At 32.9% G+C, this 20,805-nt stretch carries 21 protein-coding genes; 11 read left to right on the top strand and 10 right to left on the bottom strand.

Annotated features, from left to right (window positions below; genetic code table 11):
- Positions 1-82: 82 nt before the first annotated feature.
- The 4 genes from ACFFGL_RS09365 to ACFFGL_RS09350 form a co-directional block, all read right to left on the bottom strand.
- The gene (locus ACFFGL_RS09365; RefSeq protein ID WP_309726670.1) at positions 83-421 is read right to left on the bottom strand and encodes a DUF6686 family protein; all 339 of its coding nucleotides are present in this window, start codon (positions 419-421) and stop codon (positions 83-85) included.
- A 58-nt stretch (positions 422-479) separates the two neighbouring features.
- Positions 480-683 (bottom strand): hypothetical protein, encoded by a 204-nt coding sequence (locus tag ACFFGL_RS09360; protein WP_309726671.1) that lies wholly within the window; start codon positions 681-683, stop codon positions 480-482.
- 271 nt (positions 684-954) lie between these two features.
- Positions 955-2,646, bottom strand: coding sequence for a single-stranded-DNA-specific exonuclease RecJ (gene recJ, locus ACFFGL_RS09355; protein WP_309726673.1), 1,692 nt, complete (start codon positions 2,644-2,646; stop codon positions 955-957).
- 4 nt (positions 2,647-2,650) lie between these two features.
- On the bottom strand, positions 2,651-4,573 hold the full coding sequence (locus tag ACFFGL_RS09350; RefSeq protein ID WP_309726675.1) for an AAA family ATPase: 1,923 nt from the start codon (positions 4,571-4,573) through the stop codon (positions 2,651-2,653).
- 136 nt (positions 4,574-4,709) lie between these two features.
- Between ACFFGL_RS09350 and ACFFGL_RS09345 the strand changes: the two genes are divergently transcribed.
- Together ACFFGL_RS09345 and ACFFGL_RS09340 are read left to right on the top strand one after the other, a co-directional pair.
- On the top strand, positions 4,710-5,114 hold the full coding sequence (locus ACFFGL_RS09345; RefSeq protein WP_309726676.1) for a hypothetical protein: 405 nt from the start codon (positions 4,710-4,712) through the stop codon (positions 5,112-5,114).
- A 191-nt stretch (positions 5,115-5,305) separates the two neighbouring features.
- Entirely contained in the window at positions 5,306-5,701 is a 396-nt protein-coding gene (locus ACFFGL_RS09340; protein WP_309726677.1) for an ankyrin repeat domain-containing protein, read from the top strand.
- 54 nt (positions 5,702-5,755) lie between these two features.
- Here the strand turns inward: ACFFGL_RS09340 and rsmI are convergent, their stop codons facing one another.
- Complete coding sequence (rsmI, locus tag ACFFGL_RS09335) at positions 5,756-6,427, bottom strand: 16S rRNA (cytidine(1402)-2'-O)-methyltransferase (protein WP_309726678.1); 672 nt, start codon at positions 6,425-6,427, stop codon at positions 5,756-5,758.
- On the bottom strand, positions 6,427-7,458 hold the full coding sequence (locus tag ACFFGL_RS09330) for a hypothetical protein (protein ID WP_309726679.1): 1,032 nt from the start codon (positions 7,456-7,458) through the stop codon (positions 6,427-6,429). Before ACFFGL_RS09330 ends, rsmI begins: the two co-directional genes overlap by 1 nt.
- A 101-nt stretch (positions 7,459-7,559) precedes the next feature.
- Between ACFFGL_RS09330 and ACFFGL_RS09325 the strand changes: the two genes are divergently transcribed.
- The 8 genes from ACFFGL_RS09325 (at position 7,560) to ACFFGL_RS09290 (ending at position 16,873) form a co-directional block, all read left to right on the top strand.
- Complete coding sequence (locus tag ACFFGL_RS09325; RefSeq protein ID WP_309726680.1) at positions 7,560-8,195, top strand: thymidine kinase; 636 nt, start codon at positions 7,560-7,562, stop codon at positions 8,193-8,195.
- 3 nt (positions 8,196-8,198) lie between these two features.
- Positions 8,199-9,305 carry an alanine racemase gene (gene alr, locus ACFFGL_RS09320; protein ID WP_309726681.1) on the top strand — a complete coding sequence of 369 codons (1,107 nt, stop codon included), beginning with the start codon at positions 8,199-8,201 and terminating at the stop codon, positions 9,303-9,305.
- Positions 9,306-9,351: 46 nt separating this feature from the next.
- Positions 9,352-9,780, top strand: coding sequence for a large conductance mechanosensitive channel protein MscL (gene mscL / locus ACFFGL_RS09315; RefSeq protein ID WP_309726682.1), 429 nt, complete (start codon positions 9,352-9,354; stop codon positions 9,778-9,780).
- 178 nt (positions 9,781-9,958) lie between these two features.
- Positions 9,959-10,945: an aspartate-semialdehyde dehydrogenase gene (locus ACFFGL_RS09310; protein ID WP_309726683.1), complete on the top strand. Its 987-nt coding sequence runs from the start codon at positions 9,959-9,961 to the stop codon at positions 10,943-10,945.
- A gap of 154 nt (positions 10,946-11,099) precedes the next feature.
- Positions 11,100-11,366 (top strand): hypothetical protein, encoded by a 267-nt coding sequence (locus ACFFGL_RS09305; RefSeq protein ID WP_309726684.1) that lies wholly within the window; start codon positions 11,100-11,102, stop codon positions 11,364-11,366.
- 205 nt (positions 11,367-11,571) lie between these two features.
- Entirely contained in the window at positions 11,572-13,977 is a 2,406-nt protein-coding gene (locus tag ACFFGL_RS09300; protein WP_309726685.1) for a TonB-dependent receptor, read from the top strand.
- Positions 13,978-13,994: 17 nt separating this feature from the next.
- Positions 13,995-14,564 carry a hypothetical protein gene (locus ACFFGL_RS09295; protein ID WP_309726686.1) on the top strand — a complete coding sequence of 190 codons (570 nt, stop codon included), beginning with the start codon at positions 13,995-13,997 and terminating at the stop codon, positions 14,562-14,564.
- Between the two features lie 152 nt (positions 14,565-14,716).
- Positions 14,717-16,873 carry a prolyl oligopeptidase family serine peptidase gene (locus ACFFGL_RS09290; RefSeq protein WP_309726688.1) on the top strand — a complete coding sequence of 719 codons (2,157 nt, stop codon included), beginning with the start codon at positions 14,717-14,719 and terminating at the stop codon, positions 16,871-16,873.
- Between the two features lie 152 nt (positions 16,874-17,025).
- Here ACFFGL_RS09290 and ACFFGL_RS09285 read toward each other — a convergent pair whose 3' ends face one another.
- On the bottom strand, positions 17,026-17,943 hold the full coding sequence (locus ACFFGL_RS09285; RefSeq protein ID WP_309726689.1) for a M28 family metallopeptidase: 918 nt from the start codon (positions 17,941-17,943) through the stop codon (positions 17,026-17,028).
- Positions 17,944-17,945: 2 nt separating this feature from the next.
- The gene (locus ACFFGL_RS09280) at positions 17,946-18,578 is read right to left on the bottom strand and encodes a hypothetical protein (protein WP_309726691.1); all 633 of its coding nucleotides are present in this window, start codon (positions 18,576-18,578) and stop codon (positions 17,946-17,948) included.
- A gap of 96 nt (positions 18,579-18,674) precedes the next feature.
- On the opposite strand from ACFFGL_RS09280, the gene ACFFGL_RS09275 reads away from it, so the two are divergent.
- Positions 18,675-19,640: an ABC transporter ATP-binding protein gene (locus ACFFGL_RS09275; protein ID WP_309726693.1), complete on the top strand. Its 966-nt coding sequence runs from the start codon at positions 18,675-18,677 to the stop codon at positions 19,638-19,640.
- A gap of 2 nt (positions 19,641-19,642) precedes the next feature.
- Here the strand turns inward: ACFFGL_RS09275 and ACFFGL_RS09270 are convergent, their stop codons facing one another.
- Positions 19,643-20,095: a transcription elongation factor gene (locus ACFFGL_RS09270; RefSeq protein WP_309726695.1), complete on the bottom strand. Its 453-nt coding sequence runs from the start codon at positions 20,093-20,095 to the stop codon at positions 19,643-19,645.
- Entirely contained in the window at positions 20,082-20,786 is a 705-nt protein-coding gene (gene mtgA, locus ACFFGL_RS09265) for a monofunctional biosynthetic peptidoglycan transglycosylase (protein ID WP_309726697.1), read from the bottom strand. The genes ACFFGL_RS09270 and mtgA overlap by 14 nt, the downstream gene beginning before the upstream one ends.
- Positions 20,787-20,805: the final 19 nt, after the last annotated feature.

Below are 20,805 nucleotides of genomic sequence, written 5' to 3'. Positions count from 1 at the left end.
TTGAAATTCAAAACTATATTTTATATGTTAAAATTTAATATAGCAAATTGAAAACCATCTGCTTTAAATAGTTACTAGAATATTAATTCGCACAATTTTTTAAGTAATTACGTTTTTCGAGTTTAAAAATTGTTCCACCTAAAAGTTCGTTTATTTCTTCGAGTTCTTCTCGATTAACTGCTAAATCTATTTTTCGTGAAGGGGTTTTTAATAATAGCGAACGACATTTCCTTGAAGTTTTACAGTTCGCACAACATTGCTGATTTACTGTTTCTAAAACATTATTTTGAAAATCTTTTAATTCTTGAAGACTTAAATAAAATCCGGTATTTCGAAATACTACCTGGATTTTATCTCGTTTGTTTTTCCAAAAAAAAGCTAATCCAAAATTATTACGGTAAATAAAAGCAATGTCTTCCATCAATGGTTTTAATTTACCATCAAAGATATTAATTATTTAGAATAGTTCTAAACAAAAATCAGCTTTCTTTTTGTTGTTCTTTTCCGCCAATATATTTCCCAATAAAAAAAGCGCACATTAATGGAATTAAGATAAATGCTTTATAATCCTCAAGCCAATTAAAATGTATCGCTATAATTCCAAAAACCGCCATTCCTAAAATTGCTAAAAAATTATGTAAGGGTAAAAATCGTTTATTGGTTAAAGTAGATATATATTTCATCAGTAAAGGTTTAGATTTTTAAAAATAAGAAAATTAAAATCTTATCACAAACCTGCTTTTTTGCAAAAGGGATAGCAGCGGAAATCCTTTTTTATTTTTGGCTTTTAAAAATAAAAAAGATTGAAGTGAATAGCCCGACCTGAGCTTGATAAAGCGAAAGGTTTTGCCAGAGTAAACAACTTCAAGCTGAGTCCAAGATGTATCTGGTAAAAAAAATTTCAATTTCAACTTAAATCTCAAAATATTTTACCCTTTGGCGGCGCCAATTAAATTAGCGAATATCACGGAGTTTAAGTTGAAGGGAAACATTTCCATTCCATTCATTTTCATCGATAGAATAAACGGCGCTGAACGATTTTTTTTCCATCACAACATCTAGTTTTTCTCCTAGATTAAACCCAATCGCACCGATAAAATTTTTATCGGGAAGTTGCTGAACAGTACATTTTAGATGTTTATTTTCTTGCCCGACCGCTTTTGCAAAACCGGTATCGGTTAAGTTTTCGGTTAAAAAAATTGGGGTCATATTTCCGGGTCCGAAGGGAGCAAATTGTTTTAAAATGCGATAAAATTTTGGAGTGATTTCGTTTAAATCTAATTCCGCATCTACTGGAATTTCGGGGGTTAGTAAATTTTTATCGATTGTGGCGGCGACCACTTCTTCAAACTTTTGTTTGAAATTTTCGTATTGATCTTCGTGCAGCGTGAGTCCGGCAGCGTATTTGTGACCACCGAATTGCTCGATATAATCGGCACAAGCTTCGAGTGCATTATAAACATCGAAACCTTTTACAGAACGTGCTGAAGCTGCCAATTTTTCGCCGCTTTTGGTAAATACCAAGGTTGGTCGGTAATAGGTTTCGGTAAGACGAGAAGCTACAATCCCGATAACTCCTTTATGCCAATTTTCTTGATACACAACGGTTGTGGAGCGTTTTTGCTCATTGGCATTTTCGATATTCGCGAGTGCTTCTTCGGTAATGAGTTTATCGGTATCGCGTCTTGCACCATTAAATTCTTCAATTTCACTTGCGTATTCTTGAGCGAGGTTGTCGTTTTCTTCGGTTAATAATTGTACGGCATGTAAACCATGTTTCATTCTTCCAGCGGCGTTTATACGTGGTGCGATGATAAAAACTACATCGGTTATCGTAAGCATTTCTTTTTTTACTTGATTTAAAATTGCCTGAAATCCTTTCCGCGGAAGCGTATTAATTACGTGTAAACCGTGGTAAGCTAATACTCGATTTTCACCGGTTATGGGAACAATATCGGCACCAATTGCAGTGGCGACTAAATCTAAATACGGAAGTAAGGTTTCTACGGAATTTCCACGTTTTTGCTCGATTCCTTGAATTAATTTAAAACCAACTCCGCAACCGCATAATTCTTTATAAGGATATTCGCAATCTTCCCGTTTTGGGTCTAAAACGGCAAAAGCTTTTGGAATTTCTTTTCCAGGTCGGTGATGATCGCAAATGATAAAATCGATTCCTTTTTCTTTAGCATAAGCGACTTTTTCGGTTGCTTTTATTCCGCAGTCCAAGGCAATAATGAGTGAAATATCGTTATCTGCTGCGTAATCTATTCCAGCAAAAGAAATTCCGTAACCTTCAGCATAACGATCAGGAATATAAGTGGCGATTTGTGGCGTTCGTGTTTTTAAATAGGAACTCATTAAAGCGACACTTGTGGTTCCGTCCACATCATAATCGCCATAGACTAAAATATTTTCTTGCGTTGAAATCGCTTTTTCTATTCTATTAACGGCTTCAGCTAAATCTTTCATCAAGAATGGGTCGTGTAAATCTTCTAAATTGGGACGAAAGAATTTTTTTGCTTCTTCGAAAGTTTCGATTCCACGTTGAACCAATAAACTGGCAATTGCTTTTTCTACGCCTAAACTCTTTTGAAGTTGAGTTACTTTTTCTGAATCGGGTTTAGGTTTTAGAGTCCAGCGCATGGTTTTATTTTTGTGCAATTACAAAAGAATATAATTCAGATACAATTGTATCTAAAATTTTATTTTCTTCAATTAAACTACTATAGCTATAGTCATTTTTAATTATAAAGTTGCATAATTTAATTTTGTATTCCGCTTTTAGAGTTCCTGATTCTGCCCTAAATTTTTTCTGATACTTTTGTTGAATAGAATATTTTTTAAATAGTTCTTTATAGAAATCTCCTAATCTAATATCTAAATAATTGTCCCTTTCGATTTTTATATGTTTAATTTTCTCAATTTCACCTTCTCCAATAAGTTCTTTAGCAAAATCTAATATTACTTTTGATGGAAGTAAATTTTCTATTTCAACGACTTCTGTATTTTGATATTTAAAATGATCATTTTCTTTAGATAATTTTTCTAACTCTTTTCGCCGTTTTCCTTTTTTGGTTCTACCACTTGCATTATCATTATCTGCTAACAAATAAATATGATTAGAGAGCGCAAATGAGTTTATTTCATTTCTAACAACTTCATCATCGTCATCTTTAAATTTCTCGTCAAATAAATAGTGAGCAATTAAATTTCCGCCATATTCAAAAAAGGCAAAATCAATATCTTCGAGAAGTTTAGTGGTCTTTTTACTTTGTGAATACTTATCTAAGAAATAAGAAAGATAATAGCGATCTGTTGGTCCTTCAACCCAAATAGATGAATTTGAAATTAAAACACTTGCATTACTCACCCCTAAAATATCAAGTGTATTTTTAGAAGGTTTCTTTAAATAGTCAATTGAAATCGTTTGATCTTCATTTTTTTCAAATTGAAAAATTGAAATACTATCATTTCTTATAGAGTCGTCTAAAAAATGATTAGAATGTGTAGTGATGAAAAACTGTAAATTCTTACTTTTTAAGTACTCATCTTGAAGTAAAGTTCTTAGAAAAATCTTTTGAAAACCGGGATGTAAATGATTTTCAGGTTCATCTATAAAAATCCAAGTATTTTCATTAGCCGTATAAATAGGAAACATTAGAAGAATAATAGATTGCAAACCATCCCCCAAATTAAATAGCTTTCTTTCTTCATCATCAATATCAAAATAAATTTCATTTGAGTTTTCAGAAGAAGCAGTAATTTCTACAGATTTTTGATTAAAGAAATTTTGTGATAAAAATCTTTCAAACTCTTTTTTCTTCTTTCTACTGCTTTTTATAGAACCTTGCAATCGGCGAATATCTGAATACAAACTTAATCCTGTAAAAACATTATCTTCTATTTCATAATTTTCTTTAAGTATTTGCTGATATGTTTCAGATCTTAAACTATCGTTTGAATTTGCATATCTTAGAACAGGAATATAAATTTTATTATTTTGCTTAAGATTTTCATTAATAAATACATCAGTAAAAAATATCTTTAATCTATCAATTAAATTTTTCATTTCTACTTTTGTCTTCTCTTTAAAATATCTCTTAGTAGAATTGAATTGAAGTTCTATTACATTAAGTCGATTATTTATTTCAGAATAATCAAATTTTTGAGAAGTGAAGTTCAATATATCAACCTTTTTATTTATACCAACTAATACAATAAGTTCATTAATTTTTTGAAAAGGTTTTTGTAAATATCGATCTTGATTTTGACTAATATACTCTAAACTTTCCTTAATTTTTTTGAACTGTAGGGTTAACGAATCATCATTTTTAAAAACCTCAATTCTACTTTTATCAATCTTAAAAATTCCTCTTAAGAATCTACTTTTTCCAGAATTATTAGCTCCTATAAAAAAATTAATTGAGGAGATATCTCTCAGATATAGAGAATGATAATTATTTTCTTCCTTTTGATCAGGAATAAACGGAGATTCGTTTAAAATATATTCTGTCGAATTAAATTCCGAAGGAAGATCTAGTTTATCTGCAAAGCTAATTGATAAATTCATAAAATAATTTAATGTCTAAATTACAAATTTCAACGTTGCTGAATTATTGTTTTTCATTCTTATTTTAGTTTCTAATATTAATTTCACTTGATTTTCAAGAGTTAGTTAAATACCTTTCCATTTTTAATCTTATTTTATGGAAAAGAAAGAACTAAAATTTAAACACAAAAACACCTTACAACATCTTCTCTTTCTTTTATTGGGAATTCTTTTTATAATTATTGGTTTTGTAGCGTATTATTCTACAAAAGATTTCTATTATTTCTATTTAATCGCGCTTGCCAATATTGCATTAATATATGTTTTAATTTCTTCGCAAATAAAAAAACATTCTGTGGTTTATGATGCTGTTTTCGTGAAATACAGATTAGCCGATCAACCTATACAACGCATAAAAATTGATGAACTTTTAGAAATTAACACAAAAGAAGAACACATAATTATTACCCTTACTTCTCATAACAAAATAGAAGTCGATTTAAGTGAATATACCGAAAATTCCCGCTTAAAGTTTAAAGAACTTTTAGAACAACTCAGTTAATTTATTTAAAGTAATTCAACAAAAATATAGAAGCTTTTTATCCTTTCCAGGTTCACTATTCAACGTTAACTTCATAAATAATTGATGATATTTTAAAATTAATTTGAAAATCGTGTAACATTTTCAGTTTACATTAGTCTATTATATACAAGTAAACTATTCATTACTAATTAATTAAAAAACTACTCATCATGAAAAAAACATTTTTAACCGTAGCGCTTTCGTTTTTATTTGCTGCTACTTACGCAAATTGCAACCCTGTTGTTGCAAATTCTGATCTTTCAAATTCTTCTTTAGTTGAAGATGTAGCCCTTAATTCTTTCTGCAAATCTGTTATGAAAGGAGATGTGGAAATGGTAAAACAACTTTTAAAATTAGGAGAAGACGTAAACGCGAAATCCTTAGGAAGAACGCCAGCAATGTATGCTGCACGTTACAACAGAGCCGAAATTCTTCAACTTTTAATTGATAATGGCGCAGATCTTTCTATAAAATCTACTAAAGAAAAACTTACAGCAAGAGATTTTGCAGAGCAATCTAAAGCAAAAGAAGCTTTAGCAGTAATCGATGCTGCTGAAATGAAATAGTATTTTTTTAAATCATCACAAAAAAAGTGACTTATTGAAAAAAATGAGTCACTTTTATTTTTTCCCATCTACAATTATTACTAGTTCTCCCTTTGGGGCTTTTTTTTGAAAATGATTTTCAACTTCTTTTAGGCTTCCGCGAATCGTTTCTTCATGCATTTTAGAAATTTCACGCGAAACAGAAATTTGTCGCTCTTCTCCAAAATATTTAGAAAAATGTCCTAAGGTTTTCAGCAATTTATGCGGCGATTCATAAAAAATCATCGTGCGCATTTCTTCAGCTAAAAATTCCAAGCGCGTTTGGCGTCCTTTTTTTACGGGTAAAAACCCTTCAAATATAAATTTATCATTGGGTAAACCACTATTTACCAACGCTGGAACAAAAGCTGTCGCGCCCGGTAAACAATCGACTTCTATATTATTTTCTACACAAGCTCTAGTGAGTAAAAAACCGGGATCAGAAATTGCAGGAGTTCCTGCATCACTAATTAAAGCTGCAGTTTCTCCATTTTGAATTCGCTTAATAATTAAATCAACCGTTTTATGCTCATTATGCATATGATGGCTGTGCATTTGCGTGGTTATTTCAAAATGTTTTAGCAATTTGCCACTGGTTCTAGTATCTTCAGCTAAAATAAAATCTACTTCTTTTAAAACGTTTACAGCTCTAAAAGTCATATCCTCTAAATTACCGATTGGTGTTGGGACAATAAACAATTTTCCCATTAGTCAAATCGGTTTTCGATAGCTTGTAAAAATCGGTTTTCATATTCCTCTTTTCCTTCCCAATTATTGTAATCGGGTTTTATTTGTTGCTGAATAAATCGCTGTGCTTCCGCGAAATTTTCAATGGTATTTAATTGTGAAAGTACGCGATTATAATCTGCCGCATTTCCATCAAATAAATGTTTTATATACGCTAAGCGGTCGTTTAAACCTATGTTAATTCCTTTTTTTAAGCGATCATTTAGCGAGCGTTTATGTTCGCCTAAATCATTGGTTTTCTTTGAAGAATTCTTAGGTTCAAATTCCGGTGTTTCAGGATAAAATAATTCTTCTTGTTTTGGTGACTCTTCCTTTTGAGTTGATTTATTTTCTTCTTCTGAAAATTTTTCTTGCTCTTTTTCAGTTGAAGTTTTTTCAGCTGAATCTTCTTCAGGAGAAGGTTTGGGTTTTTTAGCAACCGGCTCAAATTGTGGCAATTCATCGTAATGAACACCTAAATCTCGCAATTCATCTTTTGTTTTTTCTTTTTTCTGCGGAAGAATTTCCTCTAAAACCTCATCAACTTCCTGCGATTCTGGAAACATTTGCGCCACAATATCTTTAATTTTTTCGGTGTTTGGCTCTGTAATCGCTTCTTCGTTATGTTCTAAACCATCGGGACGATGATTTTTTTCTTTAATTTCCTTAATCATTTCCATCGGCATTTCTGCCACAATACTTTTAATTAATTCAGTATTGGGTTGAATAAGTTGTTCGGTGTTATGTTCGGTTCCGTCTGGACGCTCTTTTTTTGCGACTGGTTTTTCTTCCGAAGTTTTTTCAGTAGAATTTTCACTCAACGCTTCCTCGATTTGTTTTTTACCAATACTTGGTTGCGGACCCGAAAAGTGTTTTTCAGCAAAAGATAAAACCGATAATTTTTCATATAAAACACCAGTAACGGCTTTTAATTCGTGCACATCGGCTTTATTTTTTAACTGTAAAATTCGGTGCGCGATGCTTAATAATTCTCCTTCCAACGACTTCTTCATAACTTTATGCTTTACTTTTTTGGGGCGGTTGTATTTTTAGTAAATTTATCTCACATTTAATGTAACAGGAAAATTCCTGTTTTAGTGCTGAAAATTACAAAATGTTTCTCGAAAATACAGTAAATCACGAAGAGCAATTTGGTTGGATTGAAGTTATTTGCGGAAGTATGTTTTCCGGCAAAACCGAAGAACTCATCCGCCGCCTAAAGCGCGCGCAATTTGCCAAGCAAAAAGTGGAAATTTTTAAACCTGCGCTCGATAAGCGTTACGATGAAGAAATGGTGGTTTCTCATGATGCTAACGAAATTCGCTCGACACCTGTTCCCGCCGCTGCTAATATTAGATTATTAGCAGACGATTGCGACGTTATTGGCGTAGACGAAGCGCAATTTTTTGATGAAGAAATAGTAACGGTTTGCAACGATTTGGCCAATAAAGGCGTTCGTGTAATTGTTGCCGGTCTCGATATGGATTTTAAAGGAAACCCGTTTGGACCGATGCCCAACTTAATGGCAACTGCAGAATATGTTACGAAAGTTCACGCGGTTTGTACGCGAACTGGAAATTTAGCACAGTATAGTTTTAGAAAATCAGCGAATAAAGATTTGGTTTTATTGGGCGAAACCGAAGAATATGAACCTTTAAGTCGTGCAGCGTATTACAAAGCGATGCTGAATGAAAAGGTTCGAAAAATTGAAGTTAACGGAATTGAAGAAATTGCGAAGAAGAAAGAATAATGTATGGCACAAATTCACGAAACTACACTAGAAATAGATCTAAAAGCGCTTGCGCATAACTACAATTATTTAAGTTCAAAACTTTCTTCAGCAACTAAAAAACTTGGTGTGGTTAAAGCATTTGCCTATGGAAGTGATTCGGTAGAAATCGCTAAAAAATTGGAAGAATTAGAAATCGATTTTTTTGCCGTCGCGTATACCCAAGAAGGAATTACCTTGCGAAAAGGCGGAATTCGAAAACCTATTTTAGTACTTCATCCGCAATCTACCAATTTCGATGAAATTATTCAGCATTGTTTAACGCCAAGTATTTACAGCAAATTTGTACTTGAGCATTTTATCGCTTCCGCGGAAGCGCATAAACAAAACCATTATCCTATTCATTTAAAACTGAATACCGGTTTAAATCGATTAGGTTTCGATCCTGATGAGGTAAATTATATTCTTCAGCAATTAAAGAATACTTCTAGTGTAAAAGTTGAAGGAATTTTTTCGCATCTCGCCGCAAGTGAAGATCCAAATGAAAAAGATTTTACGCACTACCAAATTGAAACCTATAAAAAAGTAAGCGAAGAAATTATCGAAGCATTAAACTATAAACCTATTCGGCATTTATGCAATACTTCAGGAATCATAAATTATCCCGAAGCACATTTTGAGATGGTGAGAACCGGAATTGGATTATATGGTTTTGGAAATTCTGCTGAAGAAGACAAAAAATTAATTCCCGTAGCTTCTTTAAAAACTATCGTTTCGCAAATTCATCATTTAAAAAAAGGAGAAACAGTTGGTTACAACCGAAAATTTAAAGCTGAAAAAGACACAAAAACGGCGACGCTTCCCCTTGGTCACGCCGATGGAATTAATAGAATTTACGGCATGCAAAAAACAAATGTTGAAGTAAACGGAAAACTCGCTCCAATAATTGGCAATGTTTGTATGGATATGTTAATGATCGATATTACTGGAATAGATTGCAAAGAGGGCGACGAGGTTATTCTCTTCGGAAAAGAAAAAAGCGCGGAAAATTTTGCCAATAACGCGGGTACTATTTCTTATGAGTTAATTACTTCTATCTCACAACGCGTAAAAAGAAAATTCATATATTAATTTTTAAGCTATATTTATCGGGTTAATTTATTTAAAACCCATTAATATGGCATTTTTTAAAGATTTTAAAACCTTTCTTATGAAAGGTGATATTGTCGCGCTGGCTACAGCGGTAGTTATTGGCGCAGCATTCAAAACCATTATCGATTCGCTTGTAAAAGATGTAATAACACCAATTATTGGCGTCCTCACTGGCGGAACCGATTTTACCAAAAAATTTATTTCTTTAGACGGCGAACATTACGCTTCGCTTGAAGTTGCACGGGAAGCGAAAGCGGCAGTACTTACCTACGGAAATTTAATTCAAGCGATTATAAATTTCATTATTATTGGTTTATTTATATTTTTGTTTTTAAGAGCTTACGAAAAAACCAAGAAAAAAGAAGATCCAAAACCGGTTGCAGCGCCAAAAGGACCAACACAAGAAGAATTACTTACTGAAATTAGAGACGAATTAAAACGTCAAAACTCATAAAGATTTGTAGTAACCGCTACACTATTCAATTTTAATCACAAAACTCCGCTTAAAAGGCGGAGTATTTTTTTGTTTATCAATTAAAAATCAAACCCTAGATTAAATATCTCTTCTATCTTTGTGATTTAACCTTAATAAGTTTTTTTAAATAATAATTAATTTTTAGATCTCAGTAACAATGAAAGTAGCTGTTGTTGGAGCCACCGGAATGGTTGGCCAAGTAATGCTAAATGTATTAGCAGAAAGAAATTTCCCTTTAACTGAATTAATTCCTGTAGCTTCAGAAAAATCTGTAGGAAAAGAAATTGAATTCAACGGAAAAAAATATAAAGTCGTAAGTCTTGAAACTGCAGTAAAACGAAAACCTGAGATCGCTTTATTTTCTGCCGGAGGAGAAACTTCTTTAGAATGGGCGCCAAAATTTGCCGAAGTCGGTACTACGGTAATCGACAATTCTTCCGCTTGGCGAATGGATAAAACAAAAAAATTAATTGTTCCGGAAATTAACGCTGCTAGTTTAACTAAAGACGATAAAATTATAGCCAATCCAAATTGTTCTACCATTCAATTAGTAATGGCTTTAAAACCGCTTCACGATAAATTCAAAATAAAACGGGTAATTGTTTCCACGTATCAATCGATTACGGGAACCGGTGTAAAAGCAGTTCGCCAATTGGAAAGTGAATATAATAATGAACAAGCTGAAATGGCTTATCCATATCCTATTCATAAAAATGCGCTTCCACATTGCGATGTTTTTTTAGAGAACGATTACACGAAAGAAGAAATGAAACTCACGCATGAAACTAAAAAGATTTTAAATGACGATTCTGTATTGGTTTCGGCAACAGCGGTAAGAATTCCGGTAGTTGGCGGTCATAGCGAATCGGTAAATATTGAGTTTGAAAAGGATTTTGAAATTAATGAAATAAAACAAATTTTAAAAGATTTCTCTGGAATTACCTTACAAGATAATCCCACGGTAAATGTTTACCCAATGCCAATTTATGCGGAAGGAAAAAATGATGTTTTTGTAGGTAGAATACGAAAAGATCATTCTCATCCGCGTGCTTTAAATATGTGGATTGTAGCTGATAATTTACGAAAAGGCGCTGCTACAAATGCCATCCAAATTGCTGAATATTTAATTCACAAAAAAGATTAACTTTTTGATTTACATTCAGTAAAAGATCATACATTCTAAATAAGACCTCAACCAAATTTTATTTTTTTTAACAGCCAGTTGAGGTTTTATTTTTTAGGTTTGTAGCATGATTTTGTCTCAACGCATAAAAAATAACTTATCAATAGTTTTTCTATTGACTTTTATTTTTATAAAAGTTGGGTCTTTACATAGTCTTGCACATAGTGATGATATTAAAAACGCAAATGACTGTGTTTGGTGTCATCTTTCGGGAACCGATAGCAATACGCCTATAATTTCGGCAGAAACCGATTACGAAATTACGCCGATTATTATTCCTGAAATTACTAGAGAAGTACAATTAAGCTATCATTCGGTAGCTTCTTCTAAGACACCTGTTTGTCTTATCTTTAATAAACCTCCTCCTTTTTATACAGTTTAATTTTAATTGATTTTTTCTTAGTTAACTCTTTTTTCAAAAGGCTTTCAGCTATGATTTTTTTCTATAGAAACTTTTTAAATGAAGTTGTTATAGCATCTTATCTATAATTCTAGAAACGAAGCAAAAAATCAAACTTTACTTATTCTTTTTCAGCAATATAAAATGTATTCCTGAAAAATAATCTTAACTGTATAAAATTCAAAAAATGAAAACTTTTTGGACGGTTATCTTCTTGATAACGCTTAGTTTTTGGGTACAATCGCAAAATTGTTCCTACACCTTAAAAGGAAAAGTGGTCGATTTTCATAATGGAGATCCGCTAATTTATGCTACCATTCAAGTAATTGATAGCGAGATTGAAGTCTATTCAGATTTCGATGGAAACTTCGAAATTAACAACTTATGTAAAGGAAAAATTGAATTAAAAATCACCCATCCAGATTGTCAAGATTTAGTTTATCCCATCTTAATTGAAGGCGATACATTCGAGAAAATAAAGCTAGAACATCATTTAGAAGATTTAGGAGAAATACTCATTACCGGCAAAAAGCGATTACAAAAATCAAAAACCGGACAAGAAGAAACGCTTAAATCGAAAACACTAGAAAAGTATAGTTCTTCCAGTATAGGCGATGCCTTAAAAGAACTAAGTGGAGTTTCAACCTTAAATACAGGAAATAGCGTAGTAAAACCTGTAATTCAAGGTTTACACAGCAGTCGGGTTTTAATGATGAATCACGGCGTACGGATGCAAGACCAAGAATGGGGCGCAGAACACGCACCAAATATCGATTTAAATTCTGCTGAAAGTATTACCGTGGTAAAAGGAGCATCTGCGCTTCAATATGGCGGCGACGCCATTGGCGGTGCGGTAATTGTCGAGCCAGAAAAAATTCCGGTAAAAGATTCGCTCTTTGGAAAAACAATTCTTTCGGGTTCTACTAATGGTCGCGGAGGTTCCGTTACTACTAGCCTTACAAAAAGTTATGAAAGCGGTTGGTACGGAAATGTTCAAGGAACTTTCAAAAAATTTGGTGATTACAAAGCTCCAGATTACGTGCTTTCAAATAGTGGAAATGAAGAAAAAGATGTTTCACTACGTTTTGGGTTGAATAAATTCTCTTCTGGTTTCGATGTTTTTTACAGTTATTACAATACTGAAATCGGTATTCTACGCTCTTCACATATTGGAAATGTAAACGATCTAATTAGAGCCATAAATAGTAGAGAACCGCAAGTAGTAAAGGATTTTACTTACAATATTAACCCACCGAAACAAGATGTTGAACACCATTTAGCAAGAGTAAAATATTACAAGCGTTTCGAGGAATTAGGAAAATTAAATATTCAATACGATTACCAATTGAATAATCGCTTAGAATATGATTTTCGTAGAGGAGATGATAAAGGCAGACCCTCGGTAGATTTAGAATTACAAACACACACGCTTTCAACAAATTTTAAATTTGATGCAAAAAATGAATATCAATTTAACGTTGGACTTAATGGAAATTATCAGGTAAATTTTCCCGATCCCGCTACTGAGGTTAAACGGTTAATCCCGGATTATGAGCAATACAAATTTGGAGTTTTTGCAACCGGCGAATATAAAATTAATAATGATTGGTTAGCTGAAGCTGGTCTTCGTTACGATTATACTCGTTTAAATGCTGAAAAATTTTATTTTAAAACTCGTTGGGAAGAACTCAACTACAATGAAGATTTTTCAGATATTGTAGTTTATGAAGAAGGAAATCAGCTTTTTACCAAACCAGAATTCAATTTTAATAACTTTTCTGCCACTGGAGGATTGCGGTATACGTTTAATCAATTTAGCTTAAACGGAAATTACGCGTTAGCCAGTCGAGCGCCAAATCCTTCAGAATTATTTGCCGATGGTTTACATCATTCTGCGGCGGTTATTGAATTGGGAGACATAAGATTTAATTCTGAAACTTCGCATAAATTCAGTTTAAATTTCAGTAAAGATGAAGGGAATTTCAATTTTACAATTTCTCCATTCTACAACTATATCGAAGATTTTTTACTCATGGAACCTTCTGGCGTAGATGAAACCATTCGAGGTGCTTTTCCTATTTGGAAATATAAACAAGTAAATGCACGAATGTTTGGAGTAGACCTTAATTGGAATTACAGAATTTCTTCAAATTTTAATTACTTCGGAAAATTTGCTTATGTAAACGGCAGAGACACCAAAAACAATAGCGCTCTTATTAATATGCCGCCAGCAAATTTATCGAACAGCATTCGTTTTCAACAAACCGATTGGCATAATCTACAATTAAGTATAACGGGCGATTTTGTTGCTCGTCAAAAAAATTATCCTGACAATAATTTTTACTACGATGTACTGGAAAATGGCGAATACCAAAGTACTTTGGTAGATATTAGTACGCCGCCAGATCAGTATTTCTTATTAGGTTTTGATGCAAGTACGACTTTTCATCCTTTTAAAAAAGGAAGTATGGAAGTTAGTTTTTACATCAATAACCTACTCAATACTTCTTACCGCGATTATCTAAACAGATTGCGTTATTACGCAGATAACCTCGGAAGAAATTTCATGTTACAACTTAAATTCAATTACTAATTTTAAAATATATAAAAATGAAAAATTTAAAATTCATGGCTTTATTTTTAGCCGCAGTACCATTTATAAGTTCTTGTTCTGATGATGACGATGGTTCACCAGAAATTATCAACGAAGAAGAAGTTATTACCGATGTTTCCTTAACTTTTACAAATGAAAGTGGAGATGAAACTACCTATACCTATACCGATCCGCAATATAGAGACGAAAATTATGTAGCGCCAACAATTCAATTAACAAGCGGAGAAACCTATCAAGTTGAAGCAAATTTCTATAATAACTCCAATCCAAACGATCCAGAAGTTATTACCGAAGAAATTATGGAAGAAAGAGACGATCACTTTTTAACCTATGATTTTGTGGATGCCGAAATAAATTTAACAAGAACAGATGGTGAACAATCAACAGATAGCGATGGCATAAAAATTGGACTTTCTACGCAATGGATTGCTGGAAGTGCAGAAAATGGTGAAGTAGTAGTGAGTTTAATTCACCAGCCTACTGAAAAAATCACCAATCCTGCGGAAGGTTCTTTTACAGGAGGTGAAACCGACGCACAAGTAACGTTCGCTTTAGAAATTCAATAAATTGTTACTTCAGCAATAAGCTGAAAAAATAAAACCTCGAAATCGAGTAAAAATAATTGTCAGGATAAAAGAAATCTCACTTGCTTAGTGAGGTTTTCTTTTTTAACACAAAATTATTTTAAGTAAATTTGAAACTATTCAATCCTTCAACTATGAAAAAATTTATTCTTCCATTTATTATATTGTCTTTAATCGCTTGTAAAGAAGATAAAGGCCAAAAAAAAGAAACTCAAAAAAATAAAATTGCCTTGAATTATCCCAAAACTAAAAAAGTCGATACAGTAAACACTTATTTTGGAACCAAAGTAAAAGACCCTTATCGCTGGTTAGAAAACGATAGAAGCAAAGAAACCGAAGCTTGGGTAAAAGCCGAAAATGAAGTGACATTCGACTATTTATCGCAAATTCCATATCGCGATACACTAAAAAACCGACTTTCAGAATTATGGAATTACGAAAAAGTGGGCGCTCCGTTTAAAGAAGGCGATTACACCTATTTCAGTAAAAATGATGGTTTACAAAATCAATATGTAATTTATCGCTACAAAACAGGCGAAGATCCTTCAACCGCTGAAGTATTTCTAGATCCAAACAAATTTAGCGAGGATGGAACGACTTCGCTTGGCGGAATGAGTTTCTCTAAAGATGGAAATACCTTAGCCTATTCAATTTCTGAAGGCGGAAGCGATTGGCGAAAAGTGATGGTGATGAATGCTGAGACCAAAGAAATTATTGAAGACACCTTGGTTGATATCAAGTTCAGTGGATTATCATGGAAAAGTAACGAAGGTTTTTTCTACTCGAGCTACGACAAACCCGAAGGAAGCGAATTGTCTGCAAAAACCGATCAGCATAAACTATTTTACCACAAATTAGGAACTCCGCAAAAAGAAGACAAACTTATTTTTGGCGGAACCGAAGCTGAAAAACACCGTTACGTCGGCGGAAATGTTTCCGAAGATAATCGCTTTTTAACCATTACGGCAAGCACATCAACTTCAGGGAATAAATTATTTTTAAAAGATTTATCTCAACCCAACAGCGAATTAAAAACAATTATCGGAAATACCGAAACCGACACGTATCTTATCGAAAATAAAGGCAGCAAATTATTTTTAGTGACAAACCACAATGCACCAAATAAGAAAATTGTTACCGTAGATGCTAAAAATCCTGCTCCCGAAAATTGGGAAGATTTTATTTCGGAAACCGAAAATGTTTTAAGTCCCTCAACCGGTGGCGGTTATTTTTTTACCGAATATATGAAAGATGCCGTTTCCATCGTAAAACAATATGATTATGAAGGAAATTTAGTTCGCGAAGTAGATTTACCTGGAATTGGCAGCGTTGGCGGATTTGGTACCAAACAAGAAGAAAAAGAATTGTATTATTCGTTTACCAATTACATCACGCCTGGAAGCATTTATAAATACGATATTGAAAAAGGAACTTCTGAACTTTACCGTAAACCGAAAATTGATTTTAATACGGAAGCATACGAAAGCAAACAGGTTTTTTATACTTCTAAAGACGGTACTAAAATCCCGATGATTATCACCCATAAAAAAGGAATTGAACTCAACGGAAAAAACCCAACAATTCTTTATGGTTATGGCGGATTCAATATTAGTTTAACGCCATCGTTCAGTATTGCAAATGCGGTTTGGATGGAACAAGGCGGAATTTACGCTGTCCCCAATCTTCGTGGTGGTGGCGAATACGGAAAAAAATGGCACGACGCTGGAATCAAACAAAAAAAACAAAACGTCTTTGACGATTTTATTGCTGCAGCAGAATATTTAATTGAAAATAATTATACTTCTAGTGATTATTTAGCTATTCGTGGTGGTTCGAACGGCGGATTGTTAGTTGGCGCTACAATGACGCAGCGACCAGCGTTAATGAAAGTTGCTTTACCTGCAGTTGGCGTTTTAGATATGTTACGTTATCATACGTTTACCGCAGGAGCAGGTTGGGCTTACGATTATGGAACTGCCGAAGATTCTAAAGAAATGTTTGAATATTTATACAATTATTCGCCGGCACACAATGTAGAAAAAGGAACAAAATATCCAGCAACCTTAATTACAACTGGAGATCATGACGATCGTGTTGTTCCCGCGCATAGTTTTAAGTTTGCAGCAGAATTACAAGAAAAACAAGCCGGAGAAAACCCTGTGTTGATTAGAAATGAAACCAATGCAGGTCACGGCGCCGGAACTCCGGTTAGTAAAACAATCGAGCAATACGCCGATATTTATGGCTTTACTTTATGGAATATGGATTTTAAAAATCTGCCAAAAAAATAAAATTTCAAAATTGAAATAGAAAGCTGTTTGAAAATTAGTACAATTTGTCATTCTGAATTTATTTCAGGTTCTCATTCTATTATTTTATTAAGTATAATGAGAACCTGAATCAAGTTCAAGTTGACGAAAACAAACTTTTTAGACAGCTTTTTTTAATCCTGGGGAATAAATTTTAGCTTCCATTCTGAAGTTGCGATTTCCATAATCGCTTGATAAATATAATTCGCTACATTTACTTCCCCTGAAATATTGAGCGTTTCAATCGTGTCAGTTGGTTTGTGGTAGTTTTCATTTCCACCAGTGTGAATTCCGAGCACTGAAATTCCTTTTTTATAAAACGAAACGTGATCGGATCCGTCAACTGAACCTGCGTGAACAACCGGATTTACATGATTCGGTTTCCCTAGCTTTTTCATCAATTTTTCTCCTCCGGGAAAAGTTCCTGCGCCGCCCATATAAACATGCGATTTTTCATTCAGGCTTCCCAACATATCCATATTGATCATTAATTTGATATTTTTTATGGGAACAATCGGGTTTTCAACAAAAAACTGACTTCCTAATAAACCTTGTTCTTCTGCTCCAAAAGCGATAAAAATTACGCTTCGTTTTATTTCATTTTTATGTGCTACAATTTTTTCAGCTATTTCTAGCAAAGCTGCTGTTCCACTTGCGTTATCATCGGCGCCGTGGTAAATACTATCGCGTTTTTTTCCTAAATGATCGTAATGCGCACCAAGAATAATTACTTCCTTTTTTAAAATGGAATCTTTCCCTTCTAGTAAACCTAATACATTCCACGTGGTTACGCTAGTGGTATCTTTTCGTAATTTTGCTTCAAATTCTTGAATTAGCGTAGGAATATTGTTCGATTTAAAATCGTTTACCAAATAATTTACCACTTGTTGATTTGCTTTGGTTCCCGGAAATCTTCCTGCTAAAGAATCTGCGGTTAAAAACTGAATATGACTTTCTAATTCCTTTTCAGTTATTGCTTCTTGCGAAAATCCTTCCGCGAAAACGCAGAAAAATATCAGAAAAAATAAAGCTAAATTTTTTATGATATCCATTTTTATTTGAAGTCAATTTCAAAATTGTCGATTTTTTTATCGTGGTAATACAGCTCAAAATTCGGCTTTTTCTGATCCATTATAACCAAAAAATACATAGTAGCCGTAAACTTTTTAAAAGGCGTGGGTGTATAATATGTTACGCTTTTTCTTGGGTTCCGTTTGTTCCCGAAATTAATTGGAATTTCTACATTTTTGTATCCCGAAATACTATAGTCTTCGAAAGAATCATAAATATCTGGATCATAATCTGGAATACTTTTATATTCTTCTCCATTCTCTTTTAAGATTTCTTCTTTTAAAACACGATTAGTTCGCTCATTAGGAACAAAAATTGTAATTGGGAGGTAGCCGCCATATTCTACAAAACGATACCGCAGTTTATTAACCGTATCTACTAGAGAAAACCCATTTGAGTCTACCGGCTTTTTGTCTAAGGCTTTAACTTTACATTTAACCATAATTTTGGCTAACCGATCATCTCGTGTTCTTGTAGTAGAGTTTAAATTAAAACTAGTTGAAACTTCTCGTGCTTTTTTAAATTCTATAGAATAATCTTTAGATAAATTTTCTTGAGCAGAGCAAAGTGTTGGAAAGACAACAATAAAAATTAAAATAAAATAAAAATTTTTCATGAGACTTCTTTTAAACATCATAAATTAAACGTTCAATTTACTAATTTTTATTCCATCTAAAAATTATCATCTATTTTTGAAGTTAAACCTATCATTATGCTTCAGGTACTAAACATAAGCTTCGGTTACTCCCAAAAAACCACCTTACATCATATCGATTTTTCTATAAAAAAAGGAGAACACGCGTGTATAATTGGTGAAAGCGGTTGCGGAAAAAGTACTTTATTAAAAGCTATTTACGGTTTATTAGATCTTGATGAAGGTGAAATTTTGTGGCAAAATGAAAAAGTTTTAGGTCCGGCTTTTAATTTAGTTCCGGGACATCAAAAAATGAAATATTTAGCGCAAGAATTTGATTTAATGCCGTTTACTTCAGTAAAAGAAAACATTGAAAAATTTTTAAGCAGACAACACCAAAACAAAAATAATAAACGCACAAAAGAATTATTGGAAGTAATTGATATGAAAGCTTTTGCTGATAAAAAAGTGAAACTTTTAAGCGGCGGACAAAAACAGCGCGTAGCTTTAGCACAAGTTTTGGCGAAAGAACCTGAACTTCTTTTGTTAGACGAGCCTTTTAATTTCATCGATAATTTTAGAAAAAATAAACTACGCCGAAATTTGTTTACTTATCTCAAAAAGCAAAAGATTTCTTGCATTTTCGCAACGCATGATAGTACTGATATGCTCGCTTTTTCAGATAAAACACTGGTGATGAAAAATGGTAAAATTGTAGCTGAAAACACGCCAGAGAAATTATATGATTTTCCGCCTTCTTATTATGTAGCTTCTCTTTTTAATGAAGTTAATGCTTTGGAAGCTCAACTTTTTGGAATTGAAAAAGGAACGGTTTTAATTTATCCTTCAGAAATAAAAGTCGCAAAAAAGGGATTAAAAGCAAGTGTAAAAAAAACTTATTTCAACGGGAATAATTATTTTATTGAAGCAATTTTAGAAAAGAATGAAGAAAAAATACTATTTACACACCAGGAATTTATTTCAGCAAAACCCAGTGTTTATCTAGATATTTCTAAAGAATTAATTAAGAAAAGAAGAGTTTAATTTTATTGAACTTCTCTAATTAAAATCTCTTTTTGCTGAAAAGAAAACGAGTCACCTTCAGTTTTATCTAACATATTTTTTGCAATAGGAGAATTCGCCCCAATCGCAAAATAAATTTCATTTTCAACCTCTAATTTTCTTACTGAAATACAAATAAGATAATTTGCAGCAGTTGTTTTCACTAAACTTCCCAGTTGAATTTTTCCCGATTCTTTTCGCTGAATAGCAAGTTCTAAGATTTCTTCTTGTTCTTTAAATTGCTTTAACTGACCGGAAAGCTGATTAATTTCAGCATTAATCATTTCTCGGGAAGTTTCATATTTATCGCCAGCGCTACTTTTGATTTCGTTTGCTAAGGCTTCATCTAAATCGTTTAACGAGCTTTTAATTCTATTGATTCGCTCTTTTAAATAATCGCGACATTTTTCAAAAAGAATGCTTTTATTTTTTTTCAATTTTCTTTTCTTTTACTTCAAAAATTAAAGGTCCGTAATAATTCATTTGCTTCAAAATCCAACTTTTTCTACGTTGAATATAAGGCGTTGGCGGGTTTGCACGATAATCTCTAGGATTGGGTAAAATTGCGGCAAGCGCGGCAGCTTCAGAAGAACTTAATTGCGAAGCTTTTTTCTTAAACCAAAATTGCGAAGCGGCTTCTGCACCGTAAATTCCGTTACCCATTTCGATACTGTTCAGATAAACTTCTAAAATGCGTTCTTTCGTCCAAATAGTTTCAATTAAAAAAGTGAAATACACTTCTAAGCCTTTTCTAAGCCAATTTCTTCCTGGCCAAAGAAAAACATTTTTTGCTGTTTGTTGACTAATAGTGCTCGCTCCGCGAATTCGTTTTCCTTTTTTATTATTTTCAATCGCTTTTTCGATGGCTTCAAAATCAAATCCGTTGTGGTGAATAAAATTTTGATCTTCACTACAAATTACGGCTTTTTGAAGATGAGGTGAAATATTCTCTATCGGTTCCCAATCGTGTTTCCAGCCATTATTTTCTTCGGAAGAATTTTCTTTATACCGAATGACCATTAAAGGCGTAATAGGTACTGGAACCCATTTAAATATGACCACAGATAGAATGGAAAGTATAAAAAACCAACCTACCAGTTTAAATAAAAATTTGAATAGTTTCTTCACCGAAATAATTTGAAGTGTA

Source organism: Mesonia maritima, from assembly GCF_042433895.1.
Lineage (GTDB): Bacteria > Bacteroidota > Bacteroidia > Flavobacteriales > Flavobacteriaceae > Mesonia > Mesonia maritima.
This window is presented reverse-complemented; position numbering and strand designations above follow the sequence as displayed.

What these genes read in the sequence shown, in the direction of transcription:
- ACFFGL_RS09365 (WP_309726670.1), bottom strand. Translation starts at nt 421, where the DNA reads ATGGAAGACATTGCTTTTATTTACCGTAATAATTTTGGATTAGCTTTT.
- ACFFGL_RS09360 (WP_309726671.1), bottom strand. Translation starts at nt 683, where the DNA reads ATGAAATATATATCTACTTTAACCAATAAACGATTTTTACCCTTACAT.
- recJ (WP_309726673.1), bottom strand. Translation starts at nt 2,646, where the DNA reads ATGCGCTGGACTCTAAAACCTAAACCCGATTCAGAAAAAGTAACTCAA.
- ACFFGL_RS09350 (WP_309726675.1), bottom strand. Translation starts at nt 4,573, where the DNA reads ATGAATTTATCAATTAGCTTTGCAGATAAACTAGATCTTCCTTCGGAA.
- ACFFGL_RS09345 (WP_309726676.1), top strand. Translation starts at nt 4,710, where the DNA reads ATGGAAAAGAAAGAACTAAAATTTAAACACAAAAACACCTTACAACAT.
- ACFFGL_RS09340 (WP_309726677.1), top strand. Translation starts at nt 5,306, where the DNA reads ATGAAAAAAACATTTTTAACCGTAGCGCTTTCGTTTTTATTTGCTGCT.
- rsmI (WP_309726678.1), bottom strand. Translation starts at nt 6,427, where the DNA reads ATGGGAAAATTGTTTATTGTCCCAACACCAATCGGTAATTTAGAGGAT.
- ACFFGL_RS09330 (WP_309726679.1), bottom strand. Translation starts at nt 7,458, where the DNA reads ATGAAGAAGTCGTTGGAAGGAGAATTATTAAGCATCGCGCACCGAATT.
- ACFFGL_RS09325 (WP_309726680.1), top strand. Translation starts at nt 7,560, where the DNA reads ATGTTTCTCGAAAATACAGTAAATCACGAAGAGCAATTTGGTTGGATT.
- alr (WP_309726681.1), top strand. Translation starts at nt 8,199, where the DNA reads ATGGCACAAATTCACGAAACTACACTAGAAATAGATCTAAAAGCGCTT.
- mscL (WP_309726682.1), top strand. Translation starts at nt 9,352, where the DNA reads ATGGCATTTTTTAAAGATTTTAAAACCTTTCTTATGAAAGGTGATATT.
- ACFFGL_RS09310 (WP_309726683.1), top strand. Translation starts at nt 9,959, where the DNA reads ATGAAAGTAGCTGTTGTTGGAGCCACCGGAATGGTTGGCCAAGTAATG.
- ACFFGL_RS09300 (WP_309726685.1), top strand. Translation starts at nt 11,572, where the DNA reads ATGAAAACTTTTTGGACGGTTATCTTCTTGATAACGCTTAGTTTTTGG.
- ACFFGL_RS09295 (WP_309726686.1), top strand. Translation starts at nt 13,995, where the DNA reads ATGAAAAATTTAAAATTCATGGCTTTATTTTTAGCCGCAGTACCATTT.
- ACFFGL_RS09290 (WP_309726688.1), top strand. Translation starts at nt 14,717, where the DNA reads ATGAAAAAATTTATTCTTCCATTTATTATATTGTCTTTAATCGCTTGT.
- ACFFGL_RS09285 (WP_309726689.1), bottom strand. Translation starts at nt 17,943, where the DNA reads ATGGATATCATAAAAAATTTAGCTTTATTTTTTCTGATATTTTTCTGC.
- ACFFGL_RS09280 (WP_309726691.1), bottom strand. Translation starts at nt 18,578, where the DNA reads ATGAAAAATTTTTATTTTATTTTAATTTTTATTGTTGTCTTTCCAACA.
- ACFFGL_RS09275 (WP_309726693.1), top strand. Translation starts at nt 18,675, where the DNA reads ATGCTTCAGGTACTAAACATAAGCTTCGGTTACTCCCAAAAAACCACC.